Origin of the sequence: Streptomyces monashensis (assembly GCF_001866665.1) — a bacterium.
GTDB lineage: Bacteria > Actinomycetota > Actinomycetes > Streptomycetales > Streptomycetaceae > Streptomyces > Streptomyces monashensis.
Genome location: NZ_MLYO01000072.1, coordinates 107,227 through 122,457 on the forward strand (window position 1 = coordinate 107,227; position 15,231 = coordinate 122,457).

Below are 15,231 nucleotides of genomic sequence, written 5' to 3' on the forward strand. Positions count from 1 at the left end.
GCAACCTTCCGCCGGCACCGGGCGTCACCCGGGGCAGGCACGCCCCGGCCGCCCGCACCCCGCGCCCCGCGCCCCCCATGTGACCGCGACGGGAGAGACCGTCATGCGCATCCGCGCGGCCCTCGCCGTACCCGCCGCCGAGTCGTCGCTGACGGTCCGGGCGAGGGCCGCACCACGGCCGGCCGGCCGTGGTGCGCGTCGGCGCCACCAACCGCGGCACGCGCGCGTGTGCCGTCGACCGGGTGCCCACGACGGCCTTCGGGGAGCTGGACGGGGCGGCTGCGCCGGTGCCGGCGGGCGGCACCGGCGACCACCCGCTCGCGGCGGGCGGGAGCGCCTACGCGGACGTGCGCATCGTCCGTGACCCGGCGGCCCCGGAGGCCCGCCGGACGGACGGCATCACCGTGGCCGCCTCGGCCGCGCACGCGGGCCGCACCTTCACCGCCGGCCGGTTCGGCACCGGGAGGCGGGTCCTGGTGTGGGAGCCGGTGACGACGTGGTGGCAGCCGACGGCGGCGGCCGCGGACCGGGCCATCGGTCTCAGCTGAGCACCAGCTCCGGCGCGTAGGTGTCCAGCCACAGCGCGAAGTCCAGCGTGCGCTCCAGACCGCGCCGCTCCGTCTGGGTGCTGACCGGGGTGTCACGCTCGGCCGCCGCCCGGACCCGCTCCCGGTCGAGCAGGTCGAAGACGGGGTGCGAGGGCCGGGAGAGCAGGTCCTTGACCTGCTCGCGCAGCGCGACGGCGTACAGCGGGTCCTGGGTGGAGGGGTACGGGCTCTTCACGCGGTCGTACACCGAGCGCGGCAGGACGTCCGCGGACGCCTCCCGCAGCAGGCTCTTCTCCCGGCCGTCGAAGGACTTCACGGCCCAGGGCGCGTTGTAGACGTACTCGACCAGGCGGTGGTCGCAGAACGGCACCCGGACCTCCAGGCCCACGGCCATGCTCATCCGGTCCTTGCGGTCGAGCAGGATGCGCACGAATCGGGTCAGGTGCAGATGGCTGATCTGCCGCATCCGGTACTCGAAGTCGCTCTCGCCGTCCAGCCGGTCGATCGTGGCGACGGCCGTACGGTAGCCGTCGGCGATGTAGCTCTCCAGGTCGAGGGACTTGGCCAGGTCGGTGCGCAGGACGTCGCTGTCGTCGCCGAAGTGCCGTCCGAAGTGGACCAGCCAGGGGAAGGTGTCGGTGCGGCGCACGTCCTCGTCGAAGAACTGGAGGTAGCCGCCGAAGACCTCGTCCGCGGACTCGCCGGACAGGGCGACGGTGGACTTCTCGCGGATGGCGCGGAAGAGCAGCAGCAGCGAGGAGTCCATGTCGCCGAGGCCGGACGGCAGATCGCGGGCACGGATCACCTGCTCGCGTACGGCGGGGTCGGCGAGGGACTGGGAGTCGAGCACGATGTCCTGGTGGTCCGTCTTCGCGAGCCGGGCCACGTCGTGCACGAAGGGGGTGTCGGGGGTGCCGCGCAGTTCGTCGGCGATGAAGTTGTCGGTCTGGCCGACGAAGTCGACGGCGAAGCTGCGTACCTGCTCGCCCTGTTCGGCGAGTTGGCGGGCGGCGATCGCGGTCATCGCGGAGGAGTCGAGGCCGCCGGAGAGCAGGGTGCAGCGCGGCACGTCGGCGACGAGCTGGCGGCGCACGATGTCGTCGAGCAGGGAGCGGACGGTGGCGATGGAGGCGGCGCGGTCGTCGGTGTGCGCGAGGGTCCGCAGCCGCCAGTAGACGCGCGTGCCGATGCCGGTGCGGTCGACGGTGACGACGGTGCCGGGTTCGACCTCGCGCATGCCGTCCCAGATCGCGTGTCCGGGCGTCTTGACCATGACGAACAGCTCGCGCAGGCCGTCCAGTGTGACCCGGCGGCGAGCCAGCGGGTTGGCGAGGATCGCCTTGGGCTCGGAGCCGAACAGGACGCCGTCGGCGGTGGGGTAGTAGTAGAACGGCTTGATGCCCATGCGGTCGCGGATCATCACGAGCTTGTCGTGACGACCGTCCCAGACGGCGAACGCGTACATGCCGTTGAGGCGTTCGGCGACCTGGTCGCCCCATTCGAGGTAGCCGTGCAGGACGACCTCGGTGTCGGAGTCGGTGGTGAACCGGTGCCCGCGGCCTTCGAGTTCGCGGCGCAGCTCGGTGAAGTTGTAGGCCTCCCCCGAGTAGACCATGGCGAGGTTCCCCTGGGGGGTCGACAGGGACATGGGCTGCCGGCCGCCGGGAAGGTCGATGATCGCAAGACGGCGGTGGCCCAGGGCGGCCGGGCCCTCGGTCCAGGTGCCGCGGTCGTCCGGGCCCCGGCAGGCCATCGTCTCGGTCATTGCATCCAATGTGGTGGCCTCGGTGGCCAGATCACGATCGAAGGAGACCCATCCGGTGATGCCGCACATGTGCTACCTCCTGCCTCCGGTTCGCACCAGATCACCGCGCTCACCTGCACTGTCTTTACGAGAGCCGGATTCCGGTCGAAGAACCAGTTGTATCGAGCACCTACATGTCGAGCGTCCGTCAGTTGCCCGAGGCAGTCAATGTGGGCGTAACGTGGGCGACCCCCTCACCCCATCGTTTCGGCCGCTTTTTGCTCGCGCGAAATCCGGTGGAGCCGGTCCTGCCGGGCCACGGCCGCCACGAACCGGCCACGAGCAAAAACTTCACCATGATTGCGGCGTCGCGGCACGGCGGGAGATCCCGGCGGGTGAGCGCCCGCAACGCCCCGGCCGCCCGGCCGGAGCCGTCCTCGCCGAGCGCGGCGCGCGGACCTGCGTCGAAGCGGTCGGCCTCCGGCCCGGCGGCGGCCGACGCCGCGGCAGCGGCCCGGTCAACTCCGGCACCACGGCGCGGAGTCCACCGGAGTGGGCACGCCTGTCGAGCAGACCGGCGGCGGTGAGCCGGTGCGGAGCGCGCTGCCGCCGGACTCGCGCAGGCCCAGGTCACCGGCGAGGTCCCGGGATGATCCCAGCCGCTCGCGTACCGCGTACAGCGCACCGAGCCACGCCGTGGCGACGCCGGCGGCCGGCACCTCGGGTCCGCGACCGCGGACCGAGCGGGGCGAACAGGTGCCGGCCGGGGCTCGGACATGAGCCGATGCCGACAGCGGCGCGCCACGCACGCGGCCGTCGGCGACGGCCGGTCGGCGTTCGAACCCGGCATCCGGGAGGAAGTGCTCCGGCAGCACGGATCGCCCGCCCCGCGGAGGGCCCGGCCACGCGTCCGACGGCGCGCAGCCCGCGCCCCGGGCGGCGCGGCCGGGTCCCGGCTGATCACCGCCGGGTACGCACCACCTGCCGGAACGGGCGGGGCGCAGCCGGGTCGTGTGCCGCCGCGGCCTCTCCGCGGTCGACGACGACACGACGTCGCCAGGCTCGGGGAATACCCCTTGTCCCTGCCAGCTTGCCCCGAATGCCCCGTACGTGAATCGGCCCTATCGTGCTGTCATGGAGCACGCACTGAGTCCCGCGACCCTGGCCGAACTGCGGCGCCCGCGTCCCTACCCGGCGGTGTCCGTGCTGACCCCGACACACCGCCGCGAACCGGAGAACGGGCAGGACCCCGTCCGGCTGCGCAACGTCCTCACCGAGGCACGCAAACGCCTGGAGGCCGACCCCGCCGTCACCCGTGAACGACGCAACGACGTCGAGGCCCAGCTCGACCGGGCCCTGTCCGAGGTCGACCTCGCGCACGCCGAGGACGGCCTGGTGATCTTCGCCGCCCCGGGCGAGCACCAGGTGTGGTCCCTGGCCCGCACCGTCCCCGAGCGGGTGGTGCTCTCGGACACCTTCCTCACCCGCAACCTGGTCGCCGCGCACGCGGCCGAGCGGCCGTTCTGGGTGCTGTCGGTCTCGGCGGACCGCGTCACCCTCTGGAGCGGCGGTGAGGACCGTGTGGTGGCCGACGAGTCCGGGGGCTTCCCGCTGGAACGCCGGGAGCCGAACTTCGACCCCGAGCGCCAGGAGCAGATCGGCGACACGCCGAGCGCCTACCGCGACGAGAGCACCCGCAAGTTCCTGCGCGAGGCGGACACCGCCATGGCCGCGCTCCTGCGCGAGCAGCCCCGGCCGCTGTACGTCACCGGTGAGCAGGCGGCACTGTCCCTGCTGGACGAGGCCGGCAGCGTGGCCAGGAACGCCGTGCAGGTCCCGCACGGCGGCCTCGCGCACGCCGGGCCCGAGTCCGTGTGGCAGGCGCTGCGGCCGGTGCTGGAGGCCGAGGCCCGCAAGGACACCACGTCCGTCATGGGCGAGCTGACCGCCGCACACGGTCACAAGACCTACGCGGCCGGTCTGGACGAGCTGTGGCAGAGCGCCCGCGAGGGCCGGGTACGGCTGCTCGCCGTCGAGGAGAACTTCCGGGCGACCGTCAACGACCTCGGCGACCATCTGGTTCCGGCCAGGCCCGGCGACCTGGAGGCCCGCGAGGACATCGTCGACGAGATCGTCGAGCAGTGCCTGGAGACCGGCGCCGATGTCCGCTTCGTACCCGACGGCGCCCTGGGCGAGGCCGACGGGATCGCGGGCGTGCTGCGGTACTGAACCACTCCCCCGGCGGCGCTCCCTGCGCGGCGTACGCTTCGGCGAGATCGTCGGCGTAAGGGAGCGCGCGCATGGGTGACCTGCTGGGTGTGGCGGTACTGGGTGCGGGGCACATGGGGGCCGATCACATACGACGGCTCGATCAAGTGGTGAGTGGCGCCAGGGTCGCGGCCGTGGCCGACCCGGACGTCGAGCGGGCGAAGGAGGCGGTGGCCGGCCTCGCCGGAGTGAGCGTGCACACGGACACGGAGGCCGCGCTCGGCGCGCCCGGTGTCGCCGCCGTGCTCATCGCCTCCCCCGGCCCGGCGCACGAGGAGGCGCTGCTCGCCGCGTTCGCCCGGGGCCTGCCGGTGCTGTGCGAGAAGCCCATGGTCCCGGACTCCGGCGGCGCGCTGCGGATCGTGGAGGCCGAGGCCCGGCTGGGCCGCCGGCTGACGCAGATCGGCTTCATGCGCCGCCACGACGCCGAGTACCGGCGGCTGAAGGCGCTGCTGGACGGCGGCAGCCTCGGCCGGCCGCTGATGCTGCACTGCACCCACCGCAATGTCTCCTCGCCGCCCGGATTCACCAGCGCGATGCTGGTGAACAGCTCGGTCTCGCACGAGATCGACGCGGCCCGCTGGCTGCTCGGGCAGGAGCTGACGGCGGTGACCGTGCTGCGGCCCACGCCCTCCTCGGGCGCCCCGGCCGGCCTGCTCGACCCGCAGTTCGTGCTGTTCGAGACCGACCGCGGCGCGCTGGTGGACGTCGAGGTCTTCGTGAACTGCGGCTTCGGCTACCAGGTGCGCTGCGAGGCCGTGTGCGAGCGGGGCAGCGCCCGGATCGGCGCCGAGCACACCCTGGTGGTCACCACCGGCGGCGCCGCCCGCGAGGAGGTGGCGCAGGACTACCTCGTGCGCTTCGCCGCCGCCTACGACCGCGAGGTGCAGGCATGGGTCGACGCCACCCGGCGCGGCGAGGTCACCGGCGCGAGCGCCTGGGACGGCTACGCGGCCTCCGCCGTCGCCGAGGCGGGGGTCCGGGCGCTGGAGCACGGCGGCCGGGTGGCCGTCGCCCTCGCCCCGCGCCCGGACCTGTACGCCACCCGCGCCGAGGTCAGCCGCTGACGCTCGCGGCGCCCGTCTCCAGGTGCCCGGTGAGCCGGCGCGACCAGGTCCCGTCGGAGTCCACGGTCACCGTGAAGTCGTACCAGCCGTTCTGGTACGCGACGGCGTTGAAGAAGTCCTCCGTCGAGGCGCCGGCGGCGACGGTGTAGGTCCAGGGGCCGTCGCCGCGGTAGTGGTTCGAGGTGATGGTGAACCTCACCGACGACGACCCGGAGTTGGTCATCCCGATGTAGAGCGCGAGCTTGCCGGTGCCGGGCTCGACGGCGTAACGGGCGCGCACCTCGGCCGACTTGCCCGCCTTCGTGGCGTCCCCCTGGAAGCGGCGCAGGAAGCGGTTGGGGCCGACCATGGTCAGGTCGTACTGTCCGCCCCCGAAGCCGGTCCCGATGTTGAAGAAGTCGGAGGCGGTGCCGCCCGCGTCGACCGTGTACGGGTACGGCGTGGTGTCGCGGTAGGCGTTCGGGTGGATGGAGAAGTGGGCGGCGCGGGAGGCCGGGGTGCCCTGGTTGGTCATGGTGAACCAGGCGAGGGTCTTGCCGGCCGCGTCGAACTCCAGGTGGTCCAGGTAGCCGTTCGGCTGGTACGGCAGCGCGCGGGCGGGCCGGGTGCCGGGCTCCTGGGCGGGCAGGGCGTTGTCCGTGGGCACCGGATTGGGCAGCGGGCCGCAGGTGTTGATGCCGATGACGCTGGTCGCGGGCAGCGTGACCGCTCCGTGGACCGGGTTGGCGAAGTCGAAGACACCGGTGAGGTCGCCGCTGACCGCGCGCCGCCAGTCGCTGATGTTGGCGCACCGCACGGGCGTGCCGAGCGCGGTCGTCCAGGTCTCCAGGAAGCGCAGCACCGAGGTGTGCTCGAAGACCTCCGAGGAGACCCAGCCGCCGCGCGTCCAGGGCGAGATGACGATCATCGGGACGCGGAACCCGAAGCCGTAGGGCACGCCGTTCAGGAACTCCCCGGCCGTGCCGGCGGGCGGCACCGGCGGGGGCACGTGGTCGAAGTAGCCGTCGTTCTCGTCGTAGTTGAGGAACAGGACGGTCGAGTCGAACACGTCCGGGTCGGCGGCGAGGGCCTGGTAGACCATGCTCACGAAGTGGGCGCCGTCGCCGGGCGGGGCGTAGGGGTGCTCGGAGAAGGCCTGGTTGGCGACCACCCAGGACACCTGGGGGAGGGTGCCCGCGACGACGTCGGCCTTGATCGCGGCGGCGATGTCGTCCGGGGTCGAGCCCGTCACGCTCGGCACCGAGGACATGCCCCGGTCGTACAGCGGGTCGCCGGCCTTGGCGTCCGCGAAGTTCTTGAAGTAGGCGCAGCCGTTGTCCCCATAGTTGTCGGCCGCGTTCTGGTAGACCTTCCAGGACACCCCGGCGGCCTGGAGCGCCTCGGCGTAGGTCTGCCAGGTCAGGCCGGACTCGTCGCCGCCGTCGTAGGAGGAGGAGTCCACCTTGCCGCTCCACAGGAAGGTGCGGTTGGGGCCGGTGGCGCTGAGGGTGGAGCAGAAGTAGGCGTCGCAGACGGTGTAGTTGTCCGCGAGCGCGTAGTGGAACGGGATGTCGGAGCGGTCCAGGTAGCCGAGCGAGCGGACGTTGCCGACGCCCGCGACCCAGTTGTCCATCCGGCCCTTGTTCCAGGCGGAGTGCTGCGAGGACCACGAGTGCGGCAGGTCGCCGTTGCACTGCGCCAGGGTCTCGCCGTCCTTGCCGCCGGCCGACGGGGTCGCGCTCAGCTTCCACGGGTATTGCCGGCCCAGTCCGTTCGGCTGGTTGAAGACCGGGTATCCACCGCCGAGGATGATGCCGCTGCGGTCGTCGAACCCGCGCACGCCCTTCAGACGGCCGAAGTAGTGGTCGAAGCTGCGGTTCTCCTGCATGAGGATCACCACGTGCTGTACGTCCTTGATCGTGCCCGTCGCCGTGGCCGCTGCGGCCGACGCCGACGCCGTACGGGTGGTGCCGGCGCCCAGCGCCACACCCGCCGCGACGGACGCGCCCAGTCCCACGAAGCCTCTGCGGCTGATCGGTGTCATTCGCCCCGTCCTCGTCACCGGTGCGCCCGTGCGGCACACCGCGCGACAGGGTGCACGGGGTGATCGTCAGGGTCCATACCCGTGCGGTGAGGCGGAGGTGAACAAAAGTCAAAGGACGCCGACGCCGCTCAGACCCCGCCGAACAGAGCGCTCAGCCCCCGTTCCACCACCCGCGCGACGTCCTCCTGTCCGGGCGCCACCGCCTGGTAGGTCCGCAGCAGGAAACGACGCAGGGCCAGGGCCTGGAACTGGAGCAGGGCCATCCCGTGGGGCGAGTGGAACTCCAGCACCGTCCGGGTGCGGCCGTACGGCCAGATCTGCACGTCCCCGTGACCGGCCGGGGCGCGCAGCCCGTCGTCGAGCAGGGAGCGCGCGAAGGTCCAGGTGACGTCCTCGCCCTCCAGGGACGCCTCGGCGGGGAAGTCGACGAAGACGGCCAGCGGGTCGTCGGCGGTGTACCGCAGGGTGGCCGACACCGGGATCTCCTGGTCCTCGGCCGTGATGAGCCGGGCGAGCACGGGCTGTTCGACAGTGGTCTCCATGTTTATATGGAGTGCGCGGAGGCCCTTCGCATGCCGCCAAATCCGGTCAGAGTTCGATGAGTACAGGCCGGTCGGCACATGGACGAACAGAGGCGCGTCGAACACCCGCGCGGGCGCGACGCGAAGGCCGCTTGCACGGGCCAACTCTCGTAGCTTTTCTACGACTTGCCCTACCCGGCGCGTACGTCATTCATACCCGCGGATCACTCAGGGAAGACTCTGGCATATGCCGGAAGCACCACCGTATCGTGTGTTGCCAAATCCCTTACAGGGCGTCGCGGGCTGTGCCACAGTCGTAACCGGTCCCCCGTCCTGCCCAGGCCGTATCGTCCCCCTTCGGAGTGCGTCATGCCGTCCCCAGTCTCCGCGGGCCGCCCAGCCGCCCAGCCACCCGGGCGCGGCTCGGTCGAGGCACTGATCACACAGACGCGGCGGCTCAAGGGCGACGTGGACGCCGTGCGGCGGGACACCCGGATCGACGGTGCGGACCCCGAGGAACGCTGGCAGCGCGCCCTGTACGACCTCGCCCTGCACCAACTGGACGACCTGGACAACCACTTGGCCCAGCTCCGGGACGGCCCCGACCCCGCGCCGGCCGCCTCCCCCGAGCCCGCCCCGGCCCGGACCGGCACGGCGCCCGCGCCGCCCCGAGCGCCGTCCGCTGCCCCGCCCGGCTCGCTGCTCAGCAGGGTCGGCAGCGCGGAGTGGAACCTGCTGACCGACGAGGCCACCTGGTCCGGCGAGCTGTACCAGATCCTCGGCCGCGACCCGGCCGACCCCGCCCTCACCCTGGACGAACTGCCCTCGCTGGTCCTGGAGGAGGACCGGCCGAAGCTGACCGCGATGGTGACGGGCTGTCTGGTCGACGGCAGGCCGATCGACGGCGAGTTCCGCGTCGCACGGCCCGACGGCTCCGAACGCACGGTGCACATGATGGGCGAGCCCGTACTCGGCGCCGACGGCGGCACCGCGTCGATGTGGGCCGTACTGCGCGACGTCAGCGAACTGCGCCGCACCCAGCGCACGGTGCGCGAGACCCGTGACTCCCTGCACCGCCGGCGCACGGAGGAACAGACCGAGCACCGGATCGCGGCCGAGGTGCAGGAGGCCGTACTGCCGCCCTGGCTCGGATCCTTGCGGCTCCCGCCGCCGGGACCGAGCCCCCTCGACCTCGCCGCCCAGCGCCTCCCCGCGGCGGCGAGCACTCTCATCGGCGCCGACTGGTACGACGCGCTGGACCTGCCCGGCGGCGAGACCCTGCTCAGCGTCGGCGACCTCACCGGACACGGGGTCGCCGTCGCCTCGGGCATGGCGATGCTGCTCGGTGCCGTGCGCGGCATGGCGCTGGCCGGCACCGGTCCGGGTGAACTCCTCGGCATGCTGAACCAGTTACTGGACGTCACCGTGCAGCCCGCCCTGGGCAGCGCCGTCTGCTGCCGCTACCGACCCGATTCCCGCACCCTGGTCTGGGCGCAGGCAGGACACCCCGCCCCGCTGCTGTACCGCGACGGGACGGGGCGGATGCTGACCGCGCCGGACGGCGTGCTGCTCGGCGCGACCTCGGGCGCCGTCTACGGGCAGGCCGAGGAGACTCTCCGGCCGGGCGACGTCCTGCTTCTGCACACCGACGGGCTGGTGCCGGGGCAGACGCCGACGGCGGCCGTGGACCGGCTACTCGGCCTCGGCCCACGGTTCGGCGCGGCGTGCACCGCGCAGGACTGTGTGCGGACGGTGGTCGAGGAGTTCGGCGGAGCAGGACGCGAGGACGACGCGTGCGTACTCGTCGCCAGGATCACGGTCTGAGCCCCGGAACACGAATCAACCGGTACGACCGGTAAGGGAACTGAGCGCGCGGGCCCCTGTGCCCGTGCGCTCACGCCTGAGCGCTGCCGCCCTTGGCCCTCGGCGTGGGCAGGGCACTCCTGATCTCCTCCCGCAGTTGGTGGATCTTCGGGTACTCGGCGTACTGGGCGGTGAGCTGGTACATCTGGCGCAGCCGGTCCCAGGTGCGACGCGAGGAGTTCGAACCCATCGACATCAGCGCCAGCCGGGCGAAGCGGTCGGCCTGTTCCGGGTCGTCGGCGATGAAGCAGGCCGACGCCATGGACAGATGGTCGAAGATCTTCGACCGCTCCCGCCCGTCGACGCGCAGGGCGAGCGCCTTCTCCGCGTAGTACTGGGCGTGCGCGGCCGCACTCGGGTCGAAGTCCGCCAGCGTGCGGTAGGCGAGGGCCTGCATGCCGTACAGGTCCTCGTCCTTGAAGGTCTGCATCCAGTCCGGCGCTTCCGCGTCCTGCCGGTCGGAGACGAAGAGGTCCTCCGCCTGGCCGAGCGTGCGGCGCATCGCCTGGCCCTTGCCCATCGAGGCCTGCGCCCAGGCCTCGATGGTGTGGAACATCGCCTTCGTACGCGGCTGGAGGCGCTCGCCGGAGCCGGTCTGGGCGAGCTTCATCAGGTCCAGGGCGTCGTCGGGCCGGCCCAGGTGCACCATCTGCCGGGCCGCGCGGGACAGTGCCTCCCCCGCGCGGGGGCGGTCGCCGCCCTCGCGGGCGGCATGGGCGGCGATGACGAAGTACTTCTGCGCCGTGGGCTCCAGGCCGACGTCGTGCGACATCCAGCCCGCGAGGACGGCGAGGTTGGCCGCGACGCCCCACAGGCGGCGCTGGAGATGAGGTGGATGGTGGTAGGCGAGCATGCCGCCCACCTCGTTGAGCTGGCCCACTACCGCCTTGCGCTGGAGCCCGCCGCCGCGGGCCGCGTCCCAGGCACGGAACACCTCGACCGAGCGCTCCAGCTCCTCCACCTCCTGCGATCCGATGGGGGCGGCCTCGTAGCGGTCGAACCCGGCGGGGTCGGCGTGCAGGGGGTCGTCGAGGACGGGGGCGTCGGCCTTCAGAGCCGGGTCGGTGTGCAGCCAGTCGTGCATGGCGCTGCTGAGTGTGGATCCCGCGGCGAGCGCGGCACCCGCGCCCACCAAGCCGCGTCGGTTGAGCATGAGGTCCATTCCCGTGAATTCGGTGAGGACCGCAGCCGTGCGCTCGGGCGCCCACGGCACGCCGTCGGGATGTTCCTCGATCCCGCCGTCCTGCCGTTTCCCGTTACGCCCGTGCCGCACCAGACCGAGGTCCTCGATGGTCACGACACGGCCGAGACGCTCGGTGAACAGGGCCGCCAGCACCCGCGGCACCGGATCGCGCGGGATCTCTCCCGTGTCGATCCAACGCCGCACCCGGGAGGTGTCGGTCGACAACTGGGGGTGGCCCATGGCCGCCGCCTGCTTGTTGACCAGCCTCGCGAGTTCGCCCTTGGACCAGCCGGCCAGGCCGAACAGGTCCGAAAGGCGGGTGTTGGGTTGTCCGCTCACGTCAAGCCCCCAGGTTCTCGGCTGACTTGACAGTAGCCCCGTGGAGGTTGCCGAGCGACTATTCGCCAGGGTTCGCCAGGGTGCGCCAGATGGTGTGCCACTGCCCATCGGGTGTCAGGTAGGAACGCGCCACCCCGACCCGGTCACCCCAAGTCGGCGAGAGCCGACGGGCGTCGATATGACAGGGGCATTCCCCAGGGTGTCCCGGGCGACCGGGCCGGGTTGCGCGCAAGGACTTGCACAGGCAGGCACCGCAGGCACACGAAGGGATCTGTTTCTCCCATGTACGCAGCATCGTCCTCCGTGTCCGCCCCGCCCCGGCCGCTGCGCTCCCGCCCGGCGGGCGGCGGGCCGTACCTCGACCCGGTGGCGCGTCCGGGCGGACCCGTACCGGTCGCGGGCCGGCTCCGGCGCGTGCCGGGCCAGCCCGGTACGCCGCCGCTCAGCGGAAGACTCGACCTGTCCGGCCCCCAGGGGGCCCAGCTGCGCGCCGCGATCGCCTCGGTGCACCGGATCTGCCCGGAGTTCGCTCCGGTGCAGGTGCTGCGGCGCAGCGGGCGGTCCGTCCTGATCGTGGGGACGACCGGGCGCAGTACGGCCGTGGCCAAGTGTCTGCTGGACCGATCGCCCGCCTGGGCCGAGCGGATCCGCCATGAAATAGCCGCATACCGCTCGTTCGTCCGGCACCGACCCCCGGTCCGTGTGCCCCGGCTGATCGCGGCGGATCCGGACAACTGCACCCTGGTGATCGAGCGGATGCCGGGCCGGGTGGCGGCGCTCCAGCGGCATCCGGCGGAGGCACCGCCCCGCCCGGACATCCGGGCCGCGCTGGGCGCGGTCTGCCGGGTGAACGCCTGGCGGCCTCCCGCGGGTACGTTCGACAAGCCGCTGGAGTACGGCGCCCGGATCGCCCGGTTCCACGAGCTGGGCCTGCTCACCGACCGGGACCTCGGCGACCTCCAGAAGCTGCTGCACGGCATCGCCCACGAGGTCGGCCGGCACGGCATGCTCCAGTTCAACCACGGCGACGCCCTGCTCTCGAACATCCTGCTGTCCCCGGCCGGTCCAGTGCTGGTGGACTGGGAGCACGCGGGCTGGTATCTGCCGGGGTACGACCTGGCGACGCTGTGGCTGGTCCTCGGGGACGCGCCGGTGGCCCGGCGGCAGATCAGCCAGATCGCCCAGTCGGCGGGCCCGGCCTCCCGGGACGCCTTCCTGGTGAACCTGATGCTGCTGCTCACCCGGGAGATCCGGACGTACGAGACCGCGGTGCAGCGCTCGATGCAGGACACGGCTCCGGCGGCCCCGGTCCAGCCGGGTGCCGCGCCGTCCGGCGAGGAACAGCGGCTGCTGCTCCGGCGGCTGCACGACGACTGTCAGCTGGCCCGCAAGGCCGTGCGAGCGGCGGTCGGTACCCGCTGACGGGCACGAGGGTCCGCGGTGCGCCAGAGCGGCGGCGCACCGCGGACCCTCGTGCGTCCGGGCGCACCACCCGCCACGGGCACCACTGGTGTATGCCACTGACGCCCCGCAGGCCCGTGCCCCGCCGAGGCGAAACTCGCCGGAACCCCGTTGTGACATGGGAAATCCACGGCCCGAATGCATCATTGACGGATCGTCGGCAAGCCGGTACCACTGACGCAGCTCGGCGCCGTACGACCCTGCACGCCCGCCTGTCTCAGGAGGCCGCATTGCGAGGTTCCGCCACCGATTCCCTGTCCACTCCCGGCCACAGACATCTACGGCGGGCTGCCGTTCCGCTCGCCTCGGCGGCCCTGCTGCTGCCGCTGCTCGGCGCGGCCCCCGCGCAGAGCACCACCGCCGGCTCGTCCGCGCACCGGCTCCAGCAGGCCTTCGCCGGCGCCGCGGCCGAGTACCACGTGCCGCAGAGCGTTCTGCTGGCCGTCTCCTACCTCCAGTCCCGCTGGGACTGGCACGGCGGCGCGCCGAGCGTGACCGGCGGCTACGGCCCCATGCACCTGACCGACGCCCGGACCGCGATCGCCGCCACGGAGCACCTCGCCGAGGGCAGGGAGGACGCCCGCGGCGACGGATCCCGCCCGGCCGTCCGTCCCACGATCAAGGTGCCGGCCGAGTCGCGGCTCCCGGCCCGGCTCACGACGCTGCCGAAGGCGGCGCAGCTGACGGGCCGGCCGGCCGCGGAGCTGCGTACCGACCCGGCGGCGAACGTGGCCGGCGGGGCCGCGCTGCTCGCCGCCGCGCAGAAGCAGCTGGGCGAACCGCTCAGCACCGACCCGGCCGACTGGTACGCCGCGGTGGCCCGCTTCTCCGGCGCGGACGACACGGCGACCGCGGCGGCGTACGCCAACGACGTGTACGACGTGCTGCGTTCGGGCGAGGAGCGCACCACGGACGACGGTCAGCAGGTCATGCTGGCGGCCGAGCCGCAGCTGTCCGCCGACACCGCCCAGCTGAGGCGGGCGGGCCTGCGCACGCTGCCCACGGACGGCATCGAGTGCCCCAAGTCGGTGTCCTGCGAGGCGGTCTGGGCGCCGTACGCCCAGTTCGGCAACAACAACTACGGCAACCACGACCTCGGCGACCGGCCGGCGTCGCAGCGCATCCGGTACATCGTCATCCATGACACGGAGGGCACCTGGGACGGGGTGCTGAACCTGATCCAGGACCCGACCTATGTGTCGTGGAACTACACGGTCCGCTCAACCGATGGTCTGATCGCCCAGCATGTGAAGGCGAAGGACGTGGCCTGGCACGCGGGCAACTGGTACGTCAACGCCGCCTCGATCGGCATCGAGCACGAGGGTTTCCTCGCCGACCCGGACGCCTGGTACACGGAGGCGATGTACCGCTCCTCGGCGCGGCTGGTGAAGTACCTGGCCCGCACGTACGACATCCCGCTGGACCGCGAGCACATCCTGGGCCATGAGAACGTGCCCGGCCCGACCACGTCCGCCATCCCCGGCATGCACACGGACCCGGGTCCGTACTGGGACTGGCGGCACTACTTCGAGCTGCTGGGCCACCCCTTCAAGCGCACCGCGGGCAAGAGGTCGGACGTGGTGACCATCCTGCCGGAGTACGCCGTGAACCAGCCGGAGTACACGGGCTGCACGACCTCGGGCGAGCCCTGTGCCGCGCACGGCTCCAGTGAGGTGCGGCTGTACGCGGACCACGACACGGGCGCCCCGCTGATCAAGGACATCGGCCTGGGCAAGGACCCGACCATCGATGTCAACGACATCTCCTCGCGGGTCTCCACCGGCCAGCAGTACGCGGTCGCGGGCCGCTGGGGCGACTGGACGGCGATCTGGTACCTCGGCCAGAAGGCCTGGTTCCGCGACCCGCCGGAGGAACCCACGGCGGTCCCGGCGAGGGGTCTGCTGGTGACGCCGCGGAAGGGGCTCACGAGTGTCCCGGTGTACGGCCGCGCCTACCCGGAGAAGGAGGCCTATCCGGCGGGCGTCCCGGTGCAGTCGGTCGTACCCCTGCCGTACACGGTTCCGGCCGGGCAGCGGTACGTGGCCGGTGACGTGGTACCGGGCGAGTACGACTACTCGGTCACCTTCACCACCGACTCGCACCGGGTCGTGGTGGGCAAGGACCTGTACTACGAGATCCAGTACGGCCACCGGGTCGGCTTCGTCCGCGCCGCGGACGTCACCCTGGTGGGCTCGGCCGACTAGGCGGTGTCCC

11 protein-coding genes are annotated in these 15,231 nt (G+C 72.4%); 6 read left to right on the top strand and 5 right to left on the bottom strand.

Annotated features, from left to right (window positions below; translation table 11 throughout):
- The first annotated feature begins 242 nt into the window (after nt 1–242).
- A complete protein-coding gene (locus tag BIV23_RS36645) occupies nt 243–548 on the top strand; it encodes a hypothetical protein (protein ID WP_245790825.1) in 306 nt (101 codons plus the stop codon).
- Here BIV23_RS36645 and asnB read toward each other — a convergent pair.
- Both asnB and BIV23_RS49900 read right to left on the bottom strand, forming a co-directional pair.
- On the bottom strand, nt 541–2,382 hold the full coding sequence (gene asnB, locus BIV23_RS36650; protein WP_071385287.1) for an asparagine synthase (glutamine-hydrolyzing): 1,842 nt from the start codon (nt 2,380–2,382) through the stop codon (nt 541–543). The two genes, BIV23_RS36645 and asnB, sit on opposite strands and share 8 nt — an antisense overlap.
- 428 nt (nt 2,383–2,810) lie before the next feature.
- A complete protein-coding gene (locus BIV23_RS49900; RefSeq protein WP_143079186.1) occupies nt 2,811–3,011 on the bottom strand; it encodes a hypothetical protein in 201 nt (66 codons plus the stop codon).
- 415 nt (nt 3,012–3,426) lie between these two features.
- Here BIV23_RS49900 and BIV23_RS36660 point away from each other — a divergent pair, with 415 nt between their 5' ends.
- Complete coding sequence (locus tag BIV23_RS36660; protein WP_071385289.1) at nt 3,427–4,521, top strand: baeRF3 domain-containing protein; 1,095 nt, start codon at nt 3,427–3,429, stop codon at nt 4,519–4,521.
- A gap of 71 nt (nt 4,522–4,592) precedes the next feature.
- Nucleotides 4,593–5,627 carry a Gfo/Idh/MocA family protein gene (locus BIV23_RS36665; RefSeq protein WP_079173635.1) on the top strand — a complete coding sequence of 345 codons (1,035 nt, stop codon included), beginning with the start codon at nt 4,593–4,595 and terminating at the stop codon, nt 5,625–5,627.
- On the opposite strand, the gene BIV23_RS36670 is transcribed toward BIV23_RS36665, so the two are convergent.
- Together BIV23_RS36670 and BIV23_RS36675 are read right to left on the bottom strand one after the other, a co-directional pair.
- Nucleotides 5,617–7,650 carry a phosphocholine-specific phospholipase C gene (locus BIV23_RS36670; protein ID WP_071385290.1) on the bottom strand — a complete coding sequence of 678 codons (2,034 nt, stop codon included), beginning with the start codon at nt 7,648–7,650 and terminating at the stop codon, nt 5,617–5,619. The genes BIV23_RS36665 and BIV23_RS36670 overlap by 11 nt on opposite strands.
- 128 nt (nt 7,651–7,778) lie before the next feature.
- Nucleotides 7,779–8,192, bottom strand: a complete 414-nt coding sequence (locus tag BIV23_RS36675; protein WP_071385291.1) for an SsgA family sporulation/cell division regulator — start codon at nt 8,190–8,192, stop codon at nt 7,779–7,781.
- A 348-nt stretch (nt 8,193–8,540) separates the two neighbouring features.
- Between BIV23_RS36675 and BIV23_RS36680 the strand changes: the two genes are divergently transcribed.
- Nucleotides 8,541–9,995 carry a PP2C family protein-serine/threonine phosphatase gene (locus BIV23_RS36680; RefSeq protein WP_071385292.1) on the top strand — a complete coding sequence of 485 codons (1,455 nt, stop codon included), beginning with the start codon at nt 8,541–8,543 and terminating at the stop codon, nt 9,993–9,995.
- A gap of 70 nt (nt 9,996–10,065) precedes the next feature.
- Here BIV23_RS36680 and BIV23_RS36685 read toward each other — a convergent pair whose 3' ends face one another.
- Nucleotides 10,066–11,556 carry a DNA-binding protein NsdB gene (locus BIV23_RS36685; protein ID WP_071385293.1) on the bottom strand — a complete coding sequence of 497 codons (1,491 nt, stop codon included), beginning with the start codon at nt 11,554–11,556 and terminating at the stop codon, nt 10,066–10,068.
- Nucleotides 11,557–11,838: 282 nt separating this feature from the next.
- On the opposite strand from BIV23_RS36685, the gene BIV23_RS36690 reads away from it, so the two are divergent.
- Complete coding sequence (locus BIV23_RS36690; protein ID WP_071385294.1) at nt 11,839–12,978, top strand: aminoglycoside phosphotransferase family protein; 1,140 nt, start codon at nt 11,839–11,841, stop codon at nt 12,976–12,978.
- Between the two features lie 269 nt (nt 12,979–13,247).
- Nucleotides 13,248–15,221, top strand: coding sequence for an N-acetylmuramoyl-L-alanine amidase (locus tag BIV23_RS36695; protein ID WP_071385295.1), 1,974 nt, complete (start codon nt 13,248–13,250; stop codon nt 15,219–15,221).
- Nucleotides 15,222–15,231: the final 10 nt, after the last annotated feature.